Below are 23700 nucleotides of genomic sequence, written 5' to 3' on the forward strand. Positions count from 1 at the left end.
TAATGATCGCGTTGTTATCACTCAAGCTGTTTTTATTCCGGTTTAGTCATGCTGTGCCGCTTTTCGTCATCATCCTCAATAACGTCCATATTTGTAGAATCAGGCAAGAATAAACTTTTTTTAGGCAAGCCAGAGATTACCCACTTTTTTATTATATAAGCCAGTAACTATATGAATAACAAACAACACTACAACATTTAACTTATATCCTTTAAACGCCTGTCAATATTTGTCTGGAGACTTTTATGAAAACTGTTGCTTATGCTGCACAAAACGCAGCCAGTCCGCTGGCGCCATTTGCCTTTGAGCGCCGGGCCTTGCGGGCGAATGATGTCGCCATGGAAATTCTCTATTGCGGTGTGTGTCACTCCGATCTGCACATGGCACGTAACGACTGGGACTGGTCAGTTTATCCGCTTGTGCCCGGTCATGAAATTATCGGCCGCGTGACTGACGTTGGCACTGACGTGACCAAATTCAAGACCGGTGATCACGTAGCCGTCGGTTGTATGGTCGATAGCTGTCAGCACTGTGATCAATGCCATAACGGCGAGGAACAGTTTTGCCGGGAGGGCATGACACTGACCTACGGCTCGCCGGATCGCATTGACGGCGCGATTACCCACGGTGGCTATTCCAAACATCTGGTCGCCCGCGAAGAGTTTGTGCTGCGTGTTCCTGACGGTCTCGACCTGTCACGGGTCGCGCCCCTGCTCTGCGCCGGTATCACTACTTACTCGCCGTTAAGAACCTGGGGTGTGGGCCCGGGCAGTCGCGTTGCCGTGGTCGGTATGGGCGGCCTGGGTCACATGGCGATTAAACTGGCCGTTGGACTCGGAGCCCATGTCACCGTGATCAGCCGCTCGGCCAGCAAAGAAGCCGATGCCAGGGAGCTGGGCGCCGATGCCTTTTTGGTATCCAGCGATGAGCGCGCAATGGAAGCCGCAGCATCCAGTTTTGACCTGATTGTGGATACAGTGCCGGTCAAACATGATCTGACCCCCTACACACCATTGCTGGACGTCGATGCCACCCTGGCCTTGGTCGGCCAGTTAGGTCCAGTTGATGAAGTTCAAACGACACCATTACTGATGGGCCGCCGTCGGGTAGCCGGCTCCTTGATTGGCGGCATTAAAGAGACCCAGGAAATGCTCGATTTCTGTGCTCGCATGAACATTTTGCCCGAATGCGAAATGATTCAAATGGATGAAATCAATGACGCCTTCGAACGTATGGAGCGATCGGATGTCCGCTATCGCTTTGTTATTGATATGGCTTCACTGGCTCTCGTCAACGACTGATACCGGCGTAATCAACAAGCTCAGCGATTCATGCTTGTTTCAATATCCGGTTTCAGTTTCAGGGTGTTGTCAATAAAGGGTTTGACGATGGCTGAGTGATTGCTCCGTTTGTAGTGCAACTGCAAGGGAATCGCTTTGTCGACTTCACTTATGGTCAGAAAGTGACAGCCCTGAGTGTGTTGCTTGGTAATGCATTGTGGTCCGATAGCGACGCCGAGACCGGCAGCGACTTCGGTCAGCAGTGTCTGCATATGGCGAGGCTGACTGATGATGTTGGGAGAAAAACCGGATTCGCGGCACAGCAGAATAATGTCGTCGAACAACCCCACCGCTTCATCACGGTTAAATAGGATAAAGGGTTCTTTTTGCAGTTGTTCCAACCTGACCATTTTGTATGCGGCCAGTGGATGGTTCTCGTTCACCACGACGACGAGCTGATCTATATAGATGTCATGACTGACAAAGCTATCCACCAGGCTGCTGGGCATGGGTCTGGAAAAACCGATATCAATACTGTCTTGCTCAAACGCAGACAGCTGTTCGCTGACAGTCATCTCAAACAGGCTGACATGGACATCAGGAAAGACCTTGCGGTAAGTACTTACCAGAGTGGCCATAAATGGCAGGCAGGCAGAAGGCATATGGGCAATTTTGAGCGTACCGATTTCGCCATGATGTGCGCGTTTGACATTGCTGCTGGCCATTTCAATCAGCTTGAGAATGTGCTGTGCATCCTGCAGCAACTGCTCGCCGGCCGGAGTGATCATCACTTCCCTCGAATTTCTGACAAACAGGGACACCCCGAGAGACGACTCAAGCTGCGCGATATGACGGCTGATAGCGGGCTGTACGGTATGCAGCTCTCTGGCCGCAGCAGAAAAGTTCTGATGATTGGCGACGCTGATAAAGCTGCGGAGCATTTTAAGGTCCATAGGCCTTCCTATACAAAATATGTATTACTGCCATATAAAAATAACATTTCTGGTATAGCTTTGTTCGCCGTAAGCTGATGCAAAACATTATTTCTCTTATCCAGCTTGACGAACGGAGTCGAACAGAAACTGCCATGGACAAAACACCGTCTTTATCCAGCTCTGCCATTATGACGCTGCTCTGCATCGCCAGCCTGACAATTATGGTCGGTGCAGTCATTGCTCCCGGCCTACCCCAGATCGCCGCAGCGCTGAATGTGGCTGCACATCCGGGCTGGTTGATGACGCTGCCGGCTCTAGGCGCTATTTTGTTTGCGCCGCTGGCAGGCCGGATCATTGACAGCGTGGGCGCGTACCGAAGCCTGACAGTCGGTCTGTTTTGCTACGGTTTGTTGGGCGTGATGCTGATCTGGCTGCACAGCCCGGGCTGGATCTACACCGATCGCTTGATGTTGGGAGGGATGACAGTCATGGTCATGGCAGCCACGACCATGCTTATTTCTCAATGGTTCAGCGGCGAGGCGCGCCTGGCGATGATAGCCAAACAGGGTATGGCCATTGAGATAGGCGGTGTGGTGTTCCTGTTTCTGGGCGGCGTGTTTGCCAGCCTGCACTGGGCTTTGCCCTTGAGCATTTATCTTTTCGCCTGGCTGTTTTTAGTGATGTTGCGCCAGTATGTCCCCTCGCATCATCCTGCCATTAACGAAAGTGATGACAAGACATTGACTGCCCTTGAACAAGCGGCGGACATGCCGTTACGGCTGATCTTTTTTATCACTGGCTTATCGATGTTGATCTTTTTCTCGACGGTGGTGGTGTTGCCGGTGACGCTGGCTGCCGATGGTTATAGTGAAGCCGAAGTCGGGTATCTGCTGGCCTTCAGTTCTTTTATTGCCATGCTTTCAGCCTATTGCATGCCGTTGTTGGCTTTACGTTTGGGGGAAACTCGCTTGCTGATGCTGGCCTTTGTGTTCTATGGCGCAGCGCACTGTCTGTTCTGGCAGAGCAATGCCACCGGGTTGTTGATCATGGCCGCGATAGGCAATGGCATCGGCTTTGGTTTCAGTATCCCGCTACTCAATCACATGACCGTGATGCGCAGTGCCAGCAAGGCGCGTGGCAAAAACCTGTCTTACTATGCGATGGCCGTTTTTTCCGGGCAATTGATGACGTCATTCGTGACATTACTGCCTGACTATCAAAGCCGCGCATTCATGGTGACGACCACGCTGGCCTGCCTGACTGGCGCCGGTTTGCTTGTTTATCTACGCCAGCAGGCGCGGTGATGAAGGCTTTAACCAATTATTAACTTTACGATGTTTAACATGAATTTTTATCAAGCATTAACTGTTGGAGAGTCAACGATGCGTATTTCCTATTTTGCTTTTCTCACTTTGTTGACCCTGGTGGTCTCTGGTTGTAACGATACCGACGCCAAAGCGACCCAAACTCCAGCCGCTCCGCCGCCAGCTGAAGTTGATGTTGCCCTGCCCCTCAAACATCAACTAACCGACTGGGACGAATTTACCGGCCGCTTTGAAGCCATCAGCAATGTACAACTTCGTGCCCGTGTCACCGGTTATTTGGTGGAGAAAAAGTTCAAAGACGGGCAAACCGTGAAAAAAGGCGACGTCCTGTTTGTCATCGACCCACGTCCGTTCCGCTATGAGTTACAACGCGTGGAAGCCCAGCACCAGTTGGCGAAAAAGGAATGGGAACGGGCCAGTAACCTGCGTGAAACCAAAGCCATTTCCCAGGAAGAGGTAGATCGCCGTTTTCAGGAGCTGCAAATTGCCAAGGCGACACTCGACAATGCGCGTCTGCAGATACAGTTTACCGAAGTAATTTCTCCCATTGATGGCAAGGTGAGTGACAGCTTTGCCGATGTTGGCAATATGGTGGAAGAAAACGAAACCATCCTGACTCGTATCGTCAGCACCAATCCGATCCATTTTCGTTTTGAGGGCTCACAAGGCGATCTGCTTAAATACATCCGCCTGGACCGAGCGGGGCAACGCCCCAGTAGTGATACCGCGCCTAATCCGATTTATATCAAGTTGATGGACGAAGACAAGTTTTACCACCATGGCAAGATGAACTTCGTCGATAATGCTGTCGATAGCGCCACCGGCACCATTCAGGCCACCGCCGAGGTGAATAATGATGCCGGCATCATCTACCCCGGCCTGTTCGGCCGTGCCCGGTTACTGGGCCGCGCCAATTATGAGGCGGTGCTGGTGCCGGAAAGCGCCATCAACACCGATCAGGACAAGAAATTTGTCTACATCGTCAACGGCGATGACCAGGTGCAACGCCAGTACGTTACGGTCGGCAACTTGCTCGATAACGACTTTATTGTTATCAGCACCGGCCTCACTGGTGAGGAACGTGTGGTTGTCAACGGCATTCAGCGTATTCGGCAGGCCCAGCAAGTCGTCAGTCCCAATATGACCGAACTGGAATGGCGTGAAATCGAAACCATCGTTCACAACGAAGACGCCTCGCAAGCGGTTGACGTCGCCGAGCAGGAATAAGGAGTACTGACGATGCAATTTCCTAAATTCTTTATCGACAGGCCGATTTTCGCCACCGTGATCTCTATCATCACGGTAATTGTCGGCGTCATGGCCTTTTTGACGTTGCCGATTGAGCAATACCCTTCTGTTGCCCCGCCGACCATTCAGGTTTCGGCCAGCTACCCCGGTGCTACAGCCGAAACCGTGGCAGAAACAGTGGCGACGCCGATCGAGCAGGAAGTGAATGGTGTCGAAGGTATGCTGTACATGGATTCGCAAGCCTCTTCCGATGGCAGCATGACGCTGACCATTACCTTTGAACTAGGCACGGATCTGGATACGGCTCAGGTGTTGGTGCAAAACCGCGTCGCTATTGCCGAACCGCGCCTGCCAGAAGTGGTGCGCAGTATGGGCGTGACCACCCGCAAAAACACGCCGGATCTGATGCTGGTGGTCAATATGTCTTCCCCGGATGGCACCTATGATCAGAACTATCTGGCTAACTACGGCGTGCTCAATGTGCGTGATCGTTTGCGTCGGATTGAGGGTGTCGGTGATGTCCGTGTGTTTGGTGCTGCCGATTACGCCATGCGGATCTGGCTCAAGCCTGATCTCTTGCAATCATTCGGGATTGCGGCCGGCGATATTATCAGTGCCCTGCGTAGCCAGAATGTCCAGGTTGCCAGTGGTACGCTGAACAGCGCCCCGCAGACCGATCAGAATTATTATGAATATATCGTGCAGACTCAGGGACGCCTGGAATCGCCTGAAGAATTCGGTGACATCATTGTCAAGGCTGATGAAGGCAGGATTGTCCGGCTGAAAGACGTGGCCCGCGTTGAACTGGGTGCGCAGGAGTATGTGACCAAAGGCTACCTCGGCGAAAAGCCTGCCGTGGCCTTACCTATCTACCAACGCCCCGGCTCCAATGCGATCGCCACTACCGAAGCATTGATCGCTGAGATGAAAGATATCGCGGCTGATTTTCCGCCGGGTATTGAATACGAATTTGCCTACAACCCTACCGAGTTTATCGAGCAATCAGTCGAAGCCGTGGAGTTCACGGTCTACGAGGCCGTGTTCCTGGTAGTGATAGTTATTCTGGTGTTTTTACAGACTTGGCGCGCGGCAATCATTCCCATTGTGGCTATTCCGGTGTCATTGATCGGCACCTTCGCGGTGATGTCAGCGCTGGGCTACTCTCTGAATAACCTGACCCTGTTCGGGCTGGTACTGGCCATCGGTATTGTAGTCGATGATGCCATTGTCATTGTCGAAAACATGGAAAGAAATCTGCGCAACGGCCTCTCGCCCCGCGAGTCTGCCCGCAAGACCATGGACGAGGTCGGCACCGCGCTGATTGCCATGGGCCTGGTGCTGGTAGCGGTATTTTTGCCTACCATGTTCCTGGAAGGTATTTCCGGACGCTTCTATCAGGCCTTTGGTCTGACGGTCGCAGTAGCTACTCTGATCTCGGTGTCTGTCTCGCTGACCCTGTCTCCGGCGCTGGCGGCTATCCTGATGAAGGTTGATCCCAATCATGACAAACCGGTCAAATGGTATAAGTCGCCAGTCAAAGCCTTTTTCAATGGTTTTAATAAAGGTATGTCGGGGCTGTCAGAGCGCTATGGCTGGTTTGTCGGCAAGACCATCCGCATGGGCTTTATCATGCTGCTGATCTATGGCGGATTGATGGCGCTGACTGCATTTCAATTCGACCGGGTACCGACTGGCTTTATTCCGTCACAGGATCAGGGCTCATTAATCGTGTCGATTACCCTGCCTGAGGGTGCATCACTGAGCGAAACTGATGAAGTCGTTCAGGAAGTGACCCGCGAAATGCTCAAAGTGCCGGGCCTGGCCAATACCGTTGGCTTCACCGGTTTCTCTGGTGCCACACGAACCTTGCAGTCCAATGCGGCGGTGATTTTTACGCCACTGGAATCCTTTGATAAGCGTATTGCTGAAGGCATTGAGTACCAGACTATCCTCAGTGATATGCGGGCTGTGGGTGCCTCGTTCAAAAACGCCAGTATTGCCGTATTTGAGCGTCCCCCGGTGCCAGGCATCGGTAATGCCGGTGGCTTTAAAATGATGCTGCAGGATCAGGGCGGTCGTGGTCTGAAGGTGTTGGAGCAGGCAGCTATTGATATGGCTGCAGCAGCAAACAGCCCGGATAATCCGGCCACCACTGCGGCCTACACCTTCTTTAATACCAATAATCCGCAGCTTTACCTGGATATTGACCGTAATAAAGCCGAGCGTCTGGGTGTGCCCGTTGATAATGTGTTTGAAGCGCTGGAAGTGTTCATTGGTTCAGTTTATATCAATGATTTCAATTACCTGGGGCGTACTTTTAGAGTGACAGCCCAAGCTGAAGCACAAGAGCGGCTGACCATTGATGATGCCCTGCGGATTCGGGTACGAAATAATGACGGCGACATGGTGCCTATCGGTTCCTTTGCCACTGTGGAAAATACCTCCGGTCCCTCCCGTGTGCCCCGCTACAACCTGTATCCGGCTGCCGGTGTAATGGGTAGTGCCAGCCCTGGTTTCAGTTCCGGTGAAGCTTTGAACGCGATGGAAGATCTGGCTGATCAGATCCTGCCGGATGGCATTGGCTATGAATGGACTGAGATTGCCTATCAGCAAAAATCGACCGGTGACACCGCGGTGCTGGCCTTTGTGCTGGCGGTAGTCTTCGTCTTCTTGCTACTGGCAGCGCAATATGAGAGTTGGACCCTGCCTCTGTCCATCATTCTGATTGTGCCGATGTGTCTGTTATCTGCGATCACCGGCGTTTACATAGCCGGTATGGATAACAACATCCTGACCCAGATAGGTCTGGTGGTGTTGGTGGGGCTCGCCTCCAAGAATGCCATCCTCATCGTCGAGTTCGCCCGGGAACTGGAAGATCAGGGCCGTGATATGTGGCAGGCTGCGGTGGAAGCAGCGCGGCTTCGCCTGCGCCCGATTCTGATGACCTCGTTTGCCTTTATTCTGGGCGTGGTGCCGATGGTGATTGCTACCGGTGCCGGCGCTGAAATGCGGCAGGCGCTGGGCGTTGCCGTGTTCTCGGGCATGCTGGGTGTGACTGCATTCGGTTTGATTTTCACGCCGGTGTTCTATGTGTTGTGTCGCAAACTGGCACTTATCGGCACCAAGAAAGACTCGAAAAAACTGTCTTCGGAGACTGTATAAATGAAACTGCGTTTAATAACGGCTTTAATCGGTGTCAGCCTGGTCGCCAGTGGCTGTGCCTCATTTCGTGATTATGAAGCGCCGGAGGCCCCTGAGTCTCTGCAACAGCTTGACCTGGAGCAGGCAGATAATGCCCGTATCGAGGCGAACACCGCGCCGGTCATTGAATGGTGGGATGAGTTCAGTGACCCACGCTTATCCAGTCTGGTTGAACAGGCGCTGGAGGCCAATCCGGATGTCCGCATTGCTTACGCTAATTTGCAGGAAGCCAGAGCATTGAGCCGAGAAGTCGGTTATGACCGTCAACCTTCGGTGAATGCCGCGGCAGATGCGTCCAGAAACCTGAACTCTCAGGAAAGCGTCAGCGGTAATAACCTGCCCCGTACCAATAACAACTTCCAGGCTGGCTTTGATGCTGGCTGGGAACTGGATTTATTCAATCGCATTTCATCGCGTATTGAAACACAGGCAGCGTTGACCGAGTCAGCACGCGCTGATTTGCAGCAGATTTATGTCACCATCGCTGCCGAGGTCGCGCGTGCTTATGTGGAACTGCGCGGTGCCCAGCATCGACTTGATATCGCTGAGCGTAACCAGCAAAACCAGGCGGAGACTTACGAACTGACTCAGGTGCTGCTGGATGGTGGCCGGGCCACCGCGCTGGATGTATCCAGGGCGGAAACCCAGTTAACGCTGACCAAGTCGACCATACCGCCCCTACAGGCAGCAGTGACCGCTGCTATCAATCGTTTATCGGTATTAACCGGCCAGGTGCCGGACGCCCTGCGAGCAGAACTATCCGCCAAGCAAGCTTTACCGGAATTACCGGTGACGGTAGCGGTGGGTGACGCGGGTTCGTTATTGAAACGCCGCCCTGATATCCGCTCAGCAGAAAGAACGCTGGCTGCCAGCGTGTCTTCCTACAATGTCGCCGTCTCGGACTTGTTTCCTACTGTTCGCCTGCTCGGCTCACTGGGCTTTGTCGCCACTAATCTGAGCAGTTTCGGCACTTCGGCTTTGGCAGGATCAGTCGGACCATCACTGGAATGGCAAGTGTTTAACCGCGATGCCGTCCGCGCCCGGATTGATCAAGCCGATGCCCGTAGTCAGGCACAACTCGCCTTTTACGATAAAACCGTATTAGCCGCACTGGAAGAGACCCAGACTGCCGTCAGCGATTTTGCCCGTGAGGAAGAGCGTCGTGCCACTTTGCAACAGGCAGCCAAGTCAGCCTTGCATTCTGCAGAACTCGCAAGACAGCGCTTTGACGAGGGTTATGATGATTTTCTTGATGTGCTGGATGCCGAAAGAACGCTGCTGGAAACCGAAGACACCCTGGCCAATAGTGAGATCAGCGCGGTATTAAATCTGATAGCGATATACAAAGCGCTGGGTGGTGGCTGGCAGGTCAAAGCTAAGAGCTGAGAACTGCCACTGCCGGTTTTTGTCATTAAAACAGGCGCTTTTTTGTAGCATCAGACAATAAGCCTGCAGTTTCAGGCAAGCGTTGTTGCTGTGCTGAATCTACAATCGTGCAGGTAAGTGAGTGAAACAGAAGCTGATTTTAGCTCAACGATGATCAGTGTGCTTTGTTTTAAGCGGAGTATAAGTCTTTAATTATGCAGCAATCAGCAATCCAGACCAGTGATAAAGATGACAGCGCCCAGGCCCGTGCCCGGCTGGCGGAGCTAATTGCCCGCTACGCACCGCATGATGGTCTGTTTGATTTGCCCCTGCCCGGTGTCCATCTGCTGAGAACGTCAACGCAGGAAACCAATCCCACCCGCGCGGTCACCAAGCCGGGCATGTGCATTATCGCTCAGGGTGCGAAGCGTGTACTGATTGGCCAGGATGTCTACGATTACGATAACTCGCGGATGGCGGTTTACTCTACCGAAGTGCCGGTATCGGCGAAGATCGTCAAAGCCAGTGAAGCCGAACCCTATCTGTGCCTGATCGTCGATATCGAGCCACAAAAACTGGCTGAACTGACCATGAAGGCCTTCCCAAATGGTCTGCCCAGGGTGCAGCATCCGCGCGCCTTGTTTATCGGTCAGGCAAATCCAAAAATTGTCGAAGCGGGCAGTCGTCTGCTGGAATTGTTATGTCAGCCAGACGATGCCGAATTTTTGCAGCCGCTGATTACTGATGAAATCTTTATTCGCCTGCTGCGCAGCGAAATTGGTGCTTTAGTAGCACAAATAGCCAGCACTGATTCGAATTTGCAACGCGTATCCAAAGCCATTCGCTGGTTAAGAACACACTTCAAAGAGCCAATGAAAGTAGATGATCTCGCCAATCTCAGTAATATGAGCGTGTCCGCCTTTCATCATCATTTCAAAACCGTCACCAGTATGACACCGTTGCAGTTTCAGAAAGAGTTGCGCCTACATGAGGCTAAACAAGTCATGCTCAACCGGATGATGGATGTCAGTACGGCCTGCATGCATGTAGGCTATTCCAGTGTTTCACAATTTAGCCGTGAGTACAGCAGATTGTTTGGCGTTTCGCCAAGGCAACATGCTAAGGCAAACGTGGATAGCGCCTTGATGTAATGATCGGCAATAATCTGGGTAATCCTGACCATGCAATCAAGTGATGACTTATTCGGCAGCCTAGTCCACCAAGTTCATCAATCAGACGGTCCCAACAAGTTTCGACATGAAACAACGAAGGCTGAAAATTGTTGTCATCTGGCTTCTTCTGAAACAGCATTTCCAATCGGCTTTCTGTGACTCTTGTTTCAGAAAAAGCATGCGTTAACTGATTTCCGACAGCATTAATCATCATGGTGCCGTCACGGGTTTTCATCACCGCTTTACACCGGTCTGGTTTGGTTATATGACACCATTTCATTAACGCTAGTGAATCAAAGTACCAGTCATCGGCAAACCGCCAACCAAAGCTGAACCATCCATCCAATTCCTGTGTTTCGGCTAACCACCCCTTTTCTGATATCGGTGTCTCGTTTAATTCAAATGGAGTGATTAAGGCTGAGTGAGTCCATTTCGTCTGTCTGGACTTGGCTATTGGGCTCAGCCAGGCCAGTTTAATCTCACCTTGCTCACAATCGTATATTGGGAAATCCTGTAAATTCATCGCTTTGAGCGTTTTGTGCATTTGGAAGAAATCAGCTGCATCGGATAAATCTGTTTTATTGACAACCAGTGCGTCAGCAATCCGCAACTGTTGTTGAAACACCGCATGCTCGATATACCGTGTATCTCTAAAATGACGTGCATCGACAAGCGTGATGGTTGCTCGAATATCCAACAGCCCTTGATAATCGGGACCACGCAATGTCGCGATGACCTCTTTGGGATGTCCTAGTCCGCTAGGTTCAATAATCAGACGATCCCATTTTCGAATTCTTAATAATTGATTTAAGGCGACTTGCATTGGTAATACGGCAGTACAGCACATACAGCCACCCACAACCTCGCGAATTTCAATCTGACTTTTTTGATTGGCCTGGCTGGTTAGCAATTGTCGATCAATGCCAACTTTGCCAAACTCATTGATGAGGATCGCCCAATGCTCATTATCGGGCTTTTGTTTTAACAATTGCTGAATTGCAGAGGTTTTACCTACTCCAAGAAACCCGGTAATCACGTTAGTGGCAACACCACGTTGAATGCGACCGAGTGTCAATTTCGTCATCTTAAATTTGTATTTATTTGAATACGGTAATGGCCTGGGCAAGTCGACCAATCTCGCTGGATAGAGACTATATCGACTTAAAAAAGCTGACTCTAACTGTCATTTAATGTGAGAAAGCCCCATGAACGTTATGAAGCTGCAAGCGTGCTTCAGTTGCCTCGCTTTTCGCCAAACCATAATTACTCAAGCGGAGACTATAAAAGCGATCAAAATAGTCTTGGATATGGCCTTCAATATTTCGGTCATAGCCCACATTAAGTGCCAAGGTTTTACCTGCCGCACTCACCATTATTTCTCCATTATCCAGTACTAATTGACCATTTTTAAATACTTTCTCTGCCCGCCGAAACATGGCTGCTTTATCTGCTTGCTCACGATAAATTGCGATATCTGCTTTCGCTCCTGGTTTAAGATGCCCCCGATCTGTCTGACCTAATAATTTCGATGGGGCAGCACGTGTCATAATCGCAATATCGTTAAGACTGTACTCGCGTTTAATTTCTTTGAGTAACGTCATTTCCGCAATATCGGGATGCAGATTGCAGAGACATTCCATTCGATAGTCATAATCCATCAGCAATCTGAGTAAATCCGGATATCTTGTGAATGGTGCACCATTAGGATGATCTGTTGTAAAAAACAAACGCCAAGGATCATCACATAATAAAAAAATTTCCAGGCCGATGGCCCACTGTAAGCCATTAATGAAACTTGCTGACTTATATTGATAAGGCACAATCCCCCCACTGCCCTCATTTTCAGCATGCCAAATATGCCATTTTTGCGGTGAGGCATCATGTCGACGATCAAATTGCGCCATCACATCACCAGAAAGTGTGACCGTCTGGCCGAATAAAACTTGACCTACATCCATCGTGATATTGGGGTGGCGATTAAAAGCGGTCATTAATTTCGCAGCGGAAGAGGAAAAACCATATTTGCCCTCATCGCCATATCCGTAGAATTGTACATGCGCTAAATGCATAGGCAGACCTTGCGCTGCCTCCATGGTATCGACTATGGTCTGGATGTTGCCCGGTGTCCCCAGATTGTTGCAATGGACATGTACAGGGTGCGGTAATCCGGTCTGAACGACGGCGGTTTGTAATTTCTGTAATAAGGTACGCGATGAAATACCATAATCAGGTACGGTGTCATCCAGACCGAATGTCTCAACACCTTTTTTGAATGCCTGCGACCCACCAGCATTAATCACTTTTAAACCTAGCGCTTTGGTGACATTCATTGTCCAACTGACATAATCGTTAATTTGATTCTGACTGGCGTCAGCCCGTAATAATCTGACCAAAAAGTCATCGCTACCCAGCACTGCCAATGCCGCTGTATCAATGATAGGAATATCAGCCAACTCGGCATGAACTTGCGGGGCATTAATTGGCAACATCGCTGGCTCAAGAACCATGCTATAGCCCATTTCAGTGTATCGATATCCGGTTTCAAATGAAGACCATTTGGCATTGTGAAACGGCTTTAAGCGATTACGCTGCAAATGATTACGGTGTTGATCCGGCAACATGAGTCGAGCGGTATTTACATTGCCCCCTGCAATATGACTATGAATATCTAAGGCCCCTGCCATCGTCACTGCGCCTTCGAGATCGATCACCGTGGCCTGCTGTTGAAGACTTTGGCTTGGCTCATCAATAATTCTGTCATCACCAATCCACAATGTCTTTTTCTGGCCATCAGCATGTTGCAGTGGATCATAGACACAAGCATTTTTTAAACAGACGATATTCATGGAAACTCCTTGGCGGCCGTCGGTAAAGCATTAAACATTTTCAAGCCGATAAGGCCCAGCAGACGCATGGCATAAGCCATGATTAATACGATACATCGTATCATATAAGGTCATACATCATAGATCGGATACCTGGCAGTTCTCGCATAACCCGTGAAGCTCAAGCTGCGTATCAATGAGCTTAAAATTGTTATCACCGATATCCTTCAGTAATTGAGCAAACAAATCGTGGTCAATATTAATTTCATTAACCGACTGACACTTATCGCAGATTAAAAATTGTGATGTCTGGCCGAGCTGTTCATTCCCGATAGACGAACAGGCGATAAATTTGTTTGCCGAAGTTAATTTATGCGCCAAGTTATGAGAAATGAGAAATTCCAACATCCGATAAACGGACATAGCCGGGATGCTTTGGAAATATCTCTGTTGATATGAGTCAACAATATCATAGGCAGATAGCGGCCTGGACTCTGTCAGTATAATTTCCAGCACTTTTCGACGTTTAGGTGTCAATTTTGCCCCCCGCTCAAAGCAGGTTCTTTCGGCTCGATTTAAAATTTCATCCACTTCCATTGAAAGAATCCATTGCGCCTTACCCAAGCAAATTCACTGAAAATTACCACTAGAGTTGAATAATCTGTCAAAACATATGATATGATACATTATATCATTAAATAGTTAATTAAGAGAACATGTCACAGTCCTCCAGTCACGAGAGCATTCAAGATGCACAAACCCAGATTATTCATAATTTTCGGGCATTCAATGATTGGGTAGACCGCTATGCCTACTTGGTTGATATGGGGAAAAAAATCATTCGTGATGGCAACCACCTAAAATCCGATCAGTACAAAATCACGGGTTGCCAATCAAATGTATGGCTTTGCACGGAGGTTACTGACAATAAATTGTACTTTTCAGGTACCAGCGACTCAACCATCGTCGCAGGGCTAATGGCATTATTATTCCGGGTCTATTCAGGCCACACCGCTGATGAGATACAACGAGCATCGCCAGACTTTATTACGCAAACGGGTCTTCTTCACAATTTGACCTCTCAGCGTTCAACCGGTCTTGCTCGCATGATTGAACAGATTTATCTCTCTGCCCATCAATCCTACCAACAGCAGGCTTTATCGAAATGAATTCCTCCTACGATGTGATCATTGTTGGTGCAGGTGCTGCCGGTGTTGGCATGGCAACAAAACTGCAAATGATTCCGGAGTTGTCATTTGTTGTTTTAGAGGCGGGTGAGATTGGCGAATCGTTTCGACGCTGGCCAAAACAAACCCGATTCATTACGCCATCATTTCATAGCAATCCGTTTGGACTCGCTGACCTTAATGCCATCACAGAATACAGTTCACCAGCCATTTTTTGTCAATCACAACACCCGACGGGTAAACAATATGCCGATTACCTGACATTTATGGCACAGGGATTTGAGTTGCCAATTATTGAAGATTGTCAGGTAACGACCGTCAAACGGCTTAACGGACAGGGCTTTAGCTTAGAAACATCACAAGGACAAATCCAATCTCGATACCTTATCTGGGCAACCGGTGAATTTCAGTTTCCAGATGTCAATCCATTCATGGGTGCTGAATATTGTATTCACTATGCGACAGTCAGTGACTGGGCTGATTATGAGGCCGAAGAATTTATTGTGATCGGTGGATATGAAAGCGGCGTTGATGCGAGTGTCAATTTAATCAAACAAGGACATGTTGTTCGCTTATTGGTAAAAAAAGATAGCTGGGAAGCGGAAAATATGTATGACCCCAGTCTATCGCTTTCCCCCCACACCCGAGATCGACTTAACGAGGCGCTCGCATCGGGGAAATTATTGTTGGAGTTTGGCGTACATGTTGACCAAGTTCTTCAACATACAGACCAAACCTTTCATGTTCATGCTGAGGATGGCCGGTCTTGGTCAATCAATCATGCTCCGATTTTGGCAACCGGATTTTTATCTGGTGGTGGCGCACAGCAAATCGCGTCGTTATGGGCTTGGGATAACGATGGCCATTTATTGTTAACCGAAGCAGATGAATCGACCATCACACCAGGGCTGTTTTTGATTGGGCCACAAGTTCGTCAGGAAGATCGACTCTACTGTTTTATTTATAAATTTCGCCAACGATTTACTCAAATGGCCAAACTCATCGCACTTTGTCTAAATTATGACGATAGTCAGCTGCACAGTGAGTCTGATCCTTGGGGACCTTATGGAAATAGTGACTGCTGCGAGGGCTGCGAATGTTAAACCTAATTACACCAATTTATCGAAACGGTTTGGGCCTTACCGCTCTCCTGCTTTTAACAGGCATTGTAGTTGGTTCTGTGACTGGCTATCTGGCTCCCAACATAGCCACTTATATCAGCGACTTTATGGATCCAACACTGTTTGTGTTGATTGTATTACTGTTTTTCACGATACGTTTTAACCCAATTATTACCGATAAGCGAAAGCTGAAATTTATTGCCATCGCGGTTATCGCGAATTTTGTGTTTGTGCCATTGATTGGCTTCGCCATTGCGTCGGTCTTTTTAAACCATTACCCCCTGTTTATGTTGGGGTTAATGATTTATTTCATGTCACCTTGTACAGATTGGTTTTTAGGCTTTACCCGTCTCTGCCGAGGCGACACGATGCTCGGTGCGGCGCTAATGCCGATCAATATGACATTACAATTATTGCTTTTCCCGCTTTTTTTATATTTATTCAGTCAAAATATTGTTGAATTAGAAACCGGCATTATCACCGATACCTTATTGAACTGGTTTATTGAACCCGTCCTGATTGCGCTGACTGCACGATTGGCACTGAAGCTTGTGTTAAATCATGACCAAATTACACGGCTGCTGGATAAAGTGAATCGACTTATCCCATTCATCATTGCCTTGCTGATTATGCAAATTTTTGCCGGCAATATTGATGTGTTGCTGGGCCATATTGATGTTTTCATCTGGATGTTACTGGCAGTGTTTTGCTTTTTTGTACTGACCTTTATGCTCAGTGAGTTTGTCAGTAAGCGATTTTCTCTGCCTTATTCAGAACATGTTTTACTCACCATGACCGTAGCAGCACGAAATGCGCCATTAATGTTAGCGGTCACCATGGTTGTTTTACCATCACAGCCCTTAATTTACGCAGCCATTGTTATTGGCATGCTCCTGGAGTTTCCACACCTTACCTTGTTAAGCCATTTGCTGATGCGTTCATCACACTCAAAAACAGCAGAACGATTGGCATGATGAAATGAAATCAACCCCACCTGAGTGACCTATCTATTTAGGTGGGCGTTTTATAGTACGGCTTTTGTTCACTCTCGCAACGTACTGATGGCGAAAGCCCCCTTCAAATGAGTTTTAAGCACCATGTCATTATCCTCATCACACGCTAGTTCCTTGATCAAAGTTCAACTCGCATCAGGACAAGCGCACACCTTCAGTGAACCTGTACGTATCGATGAAGCACTGCAGGCCCTGATGCCGACAAAAACGCGCTTTGTCGTAGCAGCCACAGTAGATGGGCAACCCCATGATTTATCGGACGTTCTCCATAGCGACTGTGTGGTTGAGCCGGTGTTTGCCAACACGGAGCAAGGCATCGACATCATTCGTCATTCCACAGCACATTTGTTTGGTCATGCCGTCAAACAACTGTTTCCTGACACTAAAATGGTCATAGGCCCGGTCATTGATAATGGCTTTTTTTATGACATCGACAGTGAGCACCGCTTTACGCCGGAAGACTTAGCCACCATTCAAGAGCGAATGGAAGCCCTGGCTAAGACCGCTTATACCGTTGTCAAAAAAATGACCGCCAAGGCTGAAGCCCGGGCAATATTTGAAGCCCGGGGCGAAAGCTACAAGGTGCGGCTCATTGATGATATGGCTGAGGACATCAAAGAAGTCGGCCTGTATTACCACGAAGAATACATTGATATGTGTCGTGGCCCGCATGTGCCGACTATGTCCTTCTGCAACGCCTTTCAATTAACCAAGCTGGCCGGCGCCTACTGGCGTGGCGATGCCAACAACGACATGCTGCAGCGTATTTATGGCACTGCATGGTCGGATAAAAAAGCCCTCAAGGCCTACTTGCATCAGCTTGAAGAAGCGGAAAAACGCGACCACCGCAAGCTGGGCCGTCAACTCGATCTGTTTCATTTTCAGGAAGAGGCGCCGGGCTCGGTATTCTGGCACCCCAAGGGCTGGCAAGTCCTGCAGCAGTTAATTGCCTACCTGCGCCGTCGCCAGTCAGCCGAAGACTATGACGAAATCAATTCGCCAGATGCGATGGACAGAAGCCTCTGGGAAACCTCCGGTCACTGGGAAAACTACCGCGAGCATATGTTTACCACGGAGACCGCCGACGGTCGTGTATTGGCGATGAAGCCGATGAACTGTCCAGGCAGCGTGTTGCTCTACAAGCAGGGGGTAAAAAGCTACCGTGACCTACCGGTTCGCATGAGTGAGTTCGGTAAAGTGCACCGCTATGAGCCGTCTGGAGCCTTGCATGGTTTGTTGCGAGTCAGACACTTTACTCAGGATGACGCCCATATCTACTGCACCCCTGCTCAAATGCAGCCGGAGTGTGTTGCTGCCATTGCCCTGTTGTTGGATATCTATAAACAGTTAGGCTTTGACGATATCCGCATCAAGCTGTCTACCCGGCCAGACAATCGCATTGGTTCGGATGAGACCTGGGATCGCCTAGAGCAGGCCCTCATTGACGCACTGGATGAGTTACAACTGCACTACCAAGTCAATGAAGGTGAAGGCGCATTTTATGGCCCCAAACTGGAATTTGTCTTACAAGACGCCATCAAACGCGACTGGCAGTGCGGCACCTTACAAGTGGATATGAACCTGCCTGCCCGTTTTGAGCTCAGCTACATTGATGCCAGTGGCGCGCCTCAAGCACCGGTGATGCTGCATCGTGCCATTCTGGGCTCACTGGAGCGCTTTATCGGTATTCTTATCGAACAGTATGAAGGCAAGCTGCCCGTCTGGTTATCCCCTGTTCAACTGGTTATCTGCACCATACATGAAGGCCTCAGCGGTTACGCAGAGCAGGTTGCCCAGCTACTGCGTAATGCGGGATGTCGTGTCGATATCGATAGCCGTTCAGAAAAAATAGGCTACAAAATTCGTCAGCACACCTTGCAGCGTATCCCCTACATTGCCGTTATCGGTGATAAAGAAAAAGAGAATCAGACACTCTCACTTCGCCAGTTGAACGGTGACAACCTGGGAACGCTTCAACTGAATGAGGTTGTCGCGATGATGAGCGAAGCGATTCAACCACCCGACCAGAAAGCGCAGGCTCAGCAACTTCAGGCTGTGCTGGAAGCATTGCAACCCAAACAGGCTGACACCCATGAATGATACGCAAGCAGTATCCCGTCACGCTGACTTACTGATCACTGACGGCACCGTCATCACCCCATCCGGTGAACGGCACATTGATATCGCCTGCCGACATGGACGTGTTGTGGCATTAGGTGATTTGCAGTCTCAGTGGTCAGCAGACACCACCTTATCCGTGAAGGGCCTGCATATGATGCCCGGTGTGATGGACACACAGGTGCACTTCCGTGAACCGGGTTTAACCCACAAAGAGACGATTGAAGCGGGTACCCGAGGTGCCGTGCTTGGCGGGATCACCGGCATCTTCGAGATGCCCAACACCAACCCGTTGACGATGCATAAAGCCGATCTTGATGCCAAGCTGGATATCGCTAAACGCTCCGCCTGGTGTGACTATGCCTTCTATCTCGGTGGCTCTGCCGTGAATGCTGAGCAATTGGCCGAATTGGAATTGCTCCCCGGTTGCTCCGGCGTAAAAGTGTTTATGGGTAGCTCCTTTGGTGATTTGTTAACCGATGATCAAACCATACTTGAGCGTATTTTGATGTCGGGCCAGCGTCGTGTGGCAATTCATGCTGAGGATGAACAACGTCTGCGTGAGCGTCGTCAGCTTGTTGAAGCCGATCAAGACGTTCGTCAGCACCCTTTTTGGCGCGATGTCGACAGTGCCTTATTTGCGACCAAACGCATCGTCGCTTTGTCTGAAAAGACCTGTCGTCGCTTGCATGTGCTTCATATCAGTACTGAAGAAGAGATCACTTTCCTGGCAGAACATAAGCACCATGTCAGCGTTGAAGTCACGCCTCACCATCTGACCATGAGTGCGCCAGCGTGCTATGAACGCTTGGGTAGTCTCGCTCAAATGAACCCACCGGTCAGGGAAAAACGCCATCAGGACGCCTTATGGCGTGCCATCAACAATGGCATTGTTGATGTGATTGGCAGTGACCACGCCCCGCACACTCTGGAAGAAAAAGCCAAGCCTTATCCAAACTCACCCAGCGGTATGACTGGAGTGCAAACCCTGCTGCCGGTGATGCTCGATCATGTCCACCATGGTCGACTGACCCTGCAGCGTTTGGCCGATTTAACCAGTGCAGGTCCTGCGCGTTTATTCAATATTCAGGGCAAAGGACGTATTGCCGTGGGCTACGACGCCGACTTTTCTATTGTTGATCTCTCAGCCAGGCGCACCATTGAAAACAGCTGGATTGCCAGCCAGTCAGGCTGGTCACCTTACGATGGCAAAGCCATCACCGGTTGGCCGATTCATACCATCGTACGCGGCAATATCGTTGTTCGGGACGAGGCATTGTCGACCCGGCCGGACGCTCAGCCTATCCAGTTTGATTATCACCAGTAACGACTTTAGGACTTTACCATGACCGAAACATCACCGTCCCTGTTTCACGACAGGAAAACCATCGAGCAGGTCGAGGAAGGCAACGAACTCGCGCCAAAATTTGATGAGCAGGGCTTGATTAGCTGTATTACCACCGACCATGCCTCAGGCGAGGTATTGATGCTGGGCTATATGAACCAGGAAGCGCTCAGCAAAACCATTGAAACCGGCGAGGCACATTATTGGAGTCGTTCACGGAAAACCTTGTGGCACAAAGGTAAGACCAGTGGCCTTGTCCAGCAGGTCATCGAAATGCGTATTGATGACGATCAGGATGCGATCTGGCTGGCAGTGAAGGTACTGGGCTCAGGCGCAAGCTGCCATGTTGGCTATCGCTCCTGCTTTTATCGTCGTGTCCCGGTCGGACAAGACCGTGAGCAACAAGCAGATCTGGTCTTCACCGAACAGACAAAAGTGTTTGAGCCGGAAGACGTCTACGGCGATGCGCCCAACCCAACCATACTCTAATCTTAGTGTGTTGCTCGCTCTTGTTTAACGGAGTCGAGCAACACCTCTACCGGGTGTTTTAACCTCACATCCTGCATTCTTTTTACTTGCGAACGACACGAATAGCCGGTCGCTAACACTTCTTCATTCGGCTGCGTCTGTGCTAATTGTGGCGCCCAGGATTGCTGGAAAATCGTAGTCGAGGTGTCAAGATTTCGCAGTTCATGACCATAGGTACCTGACATGCCACAGCAGCCTGTAGACACCACAGACATAGGCAGACCGCGACGTTTGAATACAGCTTGCCACTGTGCAGTGCTGCTGGCCGCATTGGTTTTTTCAGTACAGTGCATGAATAGCTTATAGGTGGCTGACGCAGTCGACGCACTGCTTTCAGGTAAATGTTTCATCAACCATTCCTGTGGCAGTAACACCTCTGGCACTGATCCAGCATTCGTAAGGGCTGCATATTCTTGTCGGTAAATTAAGGTCATCGCCGGATCCAGCCCGACTAAGGTCACATTCAACGCCGCCAAGGCATTCAACGCGTCGATATTACGCTGTGCCGTTTTAGCAAAAGCTGTTCTAAAGCCCTGAACATGTAAAGGTTTGCCGTTGGGAAGATGTTTGGCCAACCACACCGAGTAACCTAATTCAGACATCAACTCGACCAATGCCGCTAAAACACGCGTATCAAAATAGCGGGTAAAGGTATCCTGAACCAAGACCACACAGCGTTCTTTCTCAGCGGCACTCAGCTGAGATAATTCTTCAGCGGTAGCCGTTTTAACGCCCCATTGCTGTAAGTTCGCTTGAAAAGCCGGATGTTCTGAATCAAATAGCGGGCTGTCCACCATACCAATGGTTTTCGCCAACAGTCGCTTCACCCACGCCTGCCCCATCACACCGTTGTAAAGCGGTGAAACACGCGATAGATAAGGGATAAAGAACTCCAGCGAGGCCACCAGATACTCCCTCAATGGCCGGAAGTAGCGTTGATGATAGAGGAACAAAAACCGTGATCGCAGCTCAGGAATGTTCACTTTAACAGGGCATTGACCGACACAGGATTTACAGGCCAGACACCCCGCCATTGCATCGTAAACTTCATGGTTAAAGCTGTCTTCCGCCTTTCGCCTTTTTTTCGTCACAGCCTGTTTGAGTTGCTGCCACGATGAGTAATCAGCTGATGCACGCTCTTTTTCAGCGGCATCCACACCACTCAGTTGCTGCAGTCGTAACCACTCGCGCATTGCCGAAGCACGGCCTTTGGGAGAATGGATACGTTGCCGTGTCGCTTTCCATGATGGACACATGGCATCGTTGACGTCGTAGTTATAGCAGGCGCCATTGCCATTACAGTGCATGCTGGCACCAAAGCTTTGCCAGTTTGACGGTGCGATTTGTCGATCATACTCACCGCGTAGAGCAACACCATCAATCTTAAGTAAGGCGTCTTTGGCAGACCCCAAGGGCGAGGCAATCTTGCCGGGATTCAACTGGTTATTGGGATCAAACAGGCTTTTGACTTGCTGAATAGCCGGGTACAAGTCGCCAAAGAATTGCGGCACATACTCAGAGCGCAACCCTTTACCATGCTCACCCCATAACAGGCCGCCATACTTTTCAATCAGTTTGACCGCGTGATCGGTGATCGGTCGTATCAGCGCCGCCTGCTCCGGGTCTTTCATATCCAAGGCCGGCCTGACATGCAAAACACCGGCATCAACGTGTCCGAACATCCCGTATTGCAGTTCGTGGCCATCCAGTAAATCACGAAGCTCAGCAATAAAATCGGCCAGGTTTTCCGGCGGTACCGCCATATCTTCAATAAACGGCTGCGGCCGGGCTTCACCCTGCGAGTTACCGAGCAAACCCACGGCGCGTTTACGCATCCCATAGACCCGCTTCACCGCATCTTCACCTGCAGCCAGGGTATAACCCGATCGTGCTATGGACTGATCCTGCTCCAGATACGCCAAAAAAGCACTCACCTCGGTATCAACCGACGACTTGCTGTCGCCGCTGAACTCGATCAGGTTAATACCCAGAACATTACCACTGTCATCAGGGAAATATTCACAAACGCTCTGCCAAACACTGTCTTTTTGTGCCAATTGCAGCACCCGCGAATCAACCGTTTCAATCGAGAGTGGTTGGTGCTCCATCAACGTTTTGGCGTCACGTAATGCGTCCATGAAGCTCGGGTAACGAAGGTTGATGAGCACGGAGTAGTTGGGAATGGGGAGTAAATTCAGCTTGGCTTCAACCACAAAGCCCAAGGTGCCCTCAGAGCCACAGATAACACTGTTTAGATTGAACTCACCCTTCTCATTCAAGTGCGCCAAGTCATAGCCGGTCAAGCAGCGATTCAACTTAGGAAAGGTTGACGCTATCAATGCCGCATTTTCGCTGCTGAGCTTATCCAGGGATTGATAAATTGATGCCTCACGTTCACTAAGGCTCGCGGTATGTTGCGCGAGTTCTGTCGCAGTAATGGCCTGCGTATGCAGCTGCTCACCACCGACAACAACCGTATCCAGTTCAATCACATGATCACGTGTTTTGCCATACACACAGCTACCCTGGCCGCTGGCATCGGTGTTGATCATGCCGCCAATTGTTGCTCTGTTTGATGTCGATAACTCAGGTGAGAAAAACAAGCCATGAGGCTTCAGTAAGGCATTTAACTGATCTTTGACCACACCGGCCTGCACCCTGGCCCAACGCTCATCCACATTGATCTCCAGTACCCGGTTTAAGTGGCGAGACAGGTCCACCACAATGCCATCTGTCAGTGACTGTCCATTGGTACCCGTACCGCCGCCTCTTGCGGTAATCACGATTTCAGTAAACGCTGGCTGCGCCATCAAGCTAGCCAACAGACTTACGTCTTCTACGGTGGCCGGAAAGACAATGGCCTGCGGCAGACGTTGATAAATAGAGTTATCCGTCGCAAACACGGTACGCGTGGCGTAGTCGCTCTCTATTTCACCGACAAAGCCTGTTTGCTGGAGTGTGTGCAAAAAGTCCTGGTAGACGGAAGAAATCAGGGATGATGAATTAACTGCCTGAATAATCATTTAACTTGTGAAAT

At 49.9% G+C, this 23700-nt stretch carries 17 protein-coding genes; 12 read left to right on the top strand and 5 right to left on the bottom strand.

Translation table 11 applies throughout. The features are described from left to right. Window positions 1-245 precede the first annotated feature (245 nt). The gene (locus tag Q7C_RS03635) at window positions 246-1301 is read left to right on the top strand and encodes an NAD(P)-dependent alcohol dehydrogenase (protein WP_014703343.1); all 1056 of its coding nucleotides are present in this window, start codon (window positions 246-248) and stop codon (window positions 1299-1301) included. Window positions 1302-1321: 20 nt separating this feature from the next. Here Q7C_RS03635 and Q7C_RS03640 read toward each other — a convergent pair whose 3' ends face one another. Then, window positions 1322-2233, bottom strand: coding sequence for a LysR family transcriptional regulator (locus Q7C_RS03640; RefSeq protein WP_014703344.1), 912 nt, complete (start codon window positions 2231-2233; stop codon window positions 1322-1324). Window positions 2234-2310: 77 nt separating this feature from the next. Here Q7C_RS03640 and Q7C_RS03645 point away from each other — a divergent pair, with 77 nt between their 5' ends. The 5 genes from Q7C_RS03645 (at window position 2311) to Q7C_RS03665 (ending at window position 10505) form a co-directional block, all read left to right on the top strand. Next, a complete protein-coding gene (locus Q7C_RS03645) occupies window positions 2311-3519 on the top strand; it encodes an MFS transporter (protein WP_014703345.1) in 1209 nt (402 codons plus the stop codon). A gap of 39 nt (window positions 3520-3558) precedes the next feature. Continuing rightward, on the top strand, window positions 3559-4767 hold the full coding sequence (locus Q7C_RS03650; protein WP_238532342.1) for an efflux RND transporter periplasmic adaptor subunit: 1209 nt from the start codon (window positions 3559-3561) through the stop codon (window positions 4765-4767). Window positions 4768-4779: 12 nt separating this feature from the next. Further along, on the top strand, window positions 4780-7950 hold the full coding sequence (locus tag Q7C_RS03655) for an efflux RND transporter permease subunit (protein WP_014703347.1): 3171 nt from the start codon (window positions 4780-4782) through the stop codon (window positions 7948-7950). Continuing rightward, window positions 7951-9375 (top strand): efflux transporter outer membrane subunit, encoded by a 1425-nt coding sequence (locus Q7C_RS03660; RefSeq protein ID WP_014703348.1) that lies wholly within the window; start codon window positions 7951-7953, stop codon window positions 9373-9375. A 194-nt stretch (window positions 9376-9569) separates the two neighbouring features. After that, complete coding sequence (locus Q7C_RS03665; protein WP_014703349.1) at window positions 9570-10505, top strand: AraC family transcriptional regulator; 936 nt, start codon at window positions 9570-9572, stop codon at window positions 10503-10505. On the opposite strand, the gene Q7C_RS03670 is transcribed toward Q7C_RS03665, so the two are convergent. The 3 genes from Q7C_RS03670 to Q7C_RS03680 form a co-directional block, all read right to left on the bottom strand. Further along, complete coding sequence (locus Q7C_RS03670; protein WP_014703350.1) at window positions 10474-11610, bottom strand: CobW family GTP-binding protein; 1137 nt, start codon at window positions 11608-11610, stop codon at window positions 10474-10476. The genes Q7C_RS03665 and Q7C_RS03670 overlap by 32 nt on opposite strands. Window positions 11611-11713: 103 nt before the next feature. Beyond that, on the bottom strand, window positions 11714-13372 hold the full coding sequence (locus Q7C_RS03675; RefSeq protein ID WP_014703351.1) for a formylmethanofuran dehydrogenase subunit A: 1659 nt from the start codon (window positions 13370-13372) through the stop codon (window positions 11714-11716). 117 nt (window positions 13373-13489) lie between these two features. Beyond that, a complete protein-coding gene (locus tag Q7C_RS03680; RefSeq protein WP_014703352.1) occupies window positions 13490-13948 on the bottom strand; it encodes a Fur family transcriptional regulator in 459 nt (152 codons plus the stop codon). Window positions 13949-14067: 119 nt separating this feature from the next. On the opposite strand from Q7C_RS03680, the gene Q7C_RS03685 reads away from it, so the two are divergent. The 6 genes from Q7C_RS03685 to hisI all read left to right on the top strand — a co-directional run bounded on the left by Q7C_RS03685 (window position 14068) and on the right by hisI (window position 20624). Next, entirely contained in the window at window positions 14068-14520 is a 453-nt protein-coding gene (locus Q7C_RS03685; RefSeq protein WP_014703353.1) for a SufE family protein, read from the top strand. Beyond that, window positions 14517-15641, top strand: a complete 1125-nt coding sequence (locus Q7C_RS03690; RefSeq protein ID WP_014703354.1) for an NAD(P)/FAD-dependent oxidoreductase — start codon at window positions 14517-14519, stop codon at window positions 15639-15641. The genes Q7C_RS03685 and Q7C_RS03690 overlap by 4 nt, the downstream gene beginning before the upstream one ends. Beyond that, on the top strand, window positions 15635-16633 hold the full coding sequence (locus Q7C_RS03695; protein ID WP_014703355.1) for an arsenic resistance protein: 999 nt from the start codon (window positions 15635-15637) through the stop codon (window positions 16631-16633). Before Q7C_RS03690 ends, Q7C_RS03695 begins: the two co-directional genes overlap by 7 nt. Window positions 16634-16756: 123 nt before the next feature. Next, complete coding sequence (thrS, locus tag Q7C_RS03700) at window positions 16757-18772, top strand: threonine--tRNA ligase (protein WP_014703356.1); 2016 nt, start codon at window positions 16757-16759, stop codon at window positions 18770-18772. After that, window positions 18765-20117 (top strand): dihydroorotase, encoded by a 1353-nt coding sequence (locus Q7C_RS03705; RefSeq protein ID WP_014703357.1) that lies wholly within the window; start codon window positions 18765-18767, stop codon window positions 20115-20117. The genes thrS and Q7C_RS03705 overlap by 8 nt, the downstream gene beginning before the upstream one ends. Window positions 20118-20135: 18 nt before the next feature. Beyond that, entirely contained in the window at window positions 20136-20624 is a 489-nt protein-coding gene (gene hisI, locus Q7C_RS03710) for a phosphoribosyl-AMP cyclohydrolase (protein WP_014703358.1), read from the top strand. Between the two features lie 2 nt (window positions 20625-20626). Here hisI and ydiJ read toward each other — a convergent pair whose 3' ends face one another. Beyond that, the gene (ydiJ, locus tag Q7C_RS03715; RefSeq protein WP_014703359.1) at window positions 20627-23686 is read right to left on the bottom strand and encodes a D-2-hydroxyglutarate dehydrogenase YdiJ; all 3060 of its coding nucleotides are present in this window, start codon (window positions 23684-23686) and stop codon (window positions 20627-20629) included. Between the last annotated feature and the right edge of the window lie 14 nt (window positions 23687-23700).

Source organism: Methylophaga frappieri (assembly GCF_000260965.1).
GTDB classification, from domain to species: Bacteria; Pseudomonadota; Gammaproteobacteria; order Nitrosococcales; family Methylophagaceae; genus Methylophaga; species Methylophaga frappieri.

Excerpts from the sequence above, each read along its gene's own strand:
- Q7C_RS03635 (WP_014703343.1), top strand. The coding sequence starts at position 246 with ATGAAAACTGTTGCTTATGCTGCACAAAACGCAGCCAGTCCGCTGGCG.
- Q7C_RS03640 (WP_014703344.1), bottom strand. The coding sequence starts at position 2,233 with ATGGACCTTAAAATGCTCCGCAGCTTTATCAGCGTCGCCAATCATCAG.
- Q7C_RS03645 (WP_014703345.1), top strand. The coding sequence starts at position 2,311 with ATGCAAAACATTATTTCTCTTATCCAGCTTGACGAACGGAGTCGAACA.
- Q7C_RS03650 (WP_238532342.1), top strand. The coding sequence starts at position 3,559 with ATGAATTTTTATCAAGCATTAACTGTTGGAGAGTCAACGATGCGTATT.
- Q7C_RS03655 (WP_014703347.1), top strand. The coding sequence starts at position 4,780 with ATGCAATTTCCTAAATTCTTTATCGACAGGCCGATTTTCGCCACCGTG.
- Q7C_RS03660 (WP_014703348.1), top strand. The coding sequence starts at position 7,951 with ATGAAACTGCGTTTAATAACGGCTTTAATCGGTGTCAGCCTGGTCGCC.
- Q7C_RS03665 (WP_014703349.1), top strand. The coding sequence starts at position 9,570 with ATGCAGCAATCAGCAATCCAGACCAGTGATAAAGATGACAGCGCCCAG.
- Q7C_RS03670 (WP_014703350.1), bottom strand. The coding sequence starts at position 11,610 with ATGACGAAATTGACACTCGGTCGCATTCAACGTGGTGTTGCCACTAAC.
- Q7C_RS03675 (WP_014703351.1), bottom strand. The coding sequence starts at position 13,372 with ATGAATATCGTCTGTTTAAAAAATGCTTGTGTCTATGATCCACTGCAA.
- Q7C_RS03680 (WP_014703352.1), bottom strand. The coding sequence starts at position 13,948 with ATGGAAGTGGATGAAATTTTAAATCGAGCCGAAAGAACCTGCTTTGAG.
- Q7C_RS03685 (WP_014703353.1), top strand. The coding sequence starts at position 14,068 with ATGTCACAGTCCTCCAGTCACGAGAGCATTCAAGATGCACAAACCCAG.
- Q7C_RS03690 (WP_014703354.1), top strand. The coding sequence starts at position 14,517 with ATGAATTCCTCCTACGATGTGATCATTGTTGGTGCAGGTGCTGCCGGT.
- Q7C_RS03695 (WP_014703355.1), top strand. The coding sequence starts at position 15,635 with ATGTTAAACCTAATTACACCAATTTATCGAAACGGTTTGGGCCTTACC.
- thrS (WP_014703356.1), top strand. The coding sequence starts at position 16,757 with ATGTCATTATCCTCATCACACGCTAGTTCCTTGATCAAAGTTCAACTC.
- Q7C_RS03705 (WP_014703357.1), top strand. The coding sequence starts at position 18,765 with ATGAATGATACGCAAGCAGTATCCCGTCACGCTGACTTACTGATCACT.
- hisI (WP_014703358.1), top strand. The coding sequence starts at position 20,136 with ATGACCGAAACATCACCGTCCCTGTTTCACGACAGGAAAACCATCGAG.
- ydiJ (WP_014703359.1), bottom strand. The coding sequence starts at position 23,686 with ATGATTATTCAGGCAGTTAATTCATCATCCCTGATTTCTTCCGTCTAC.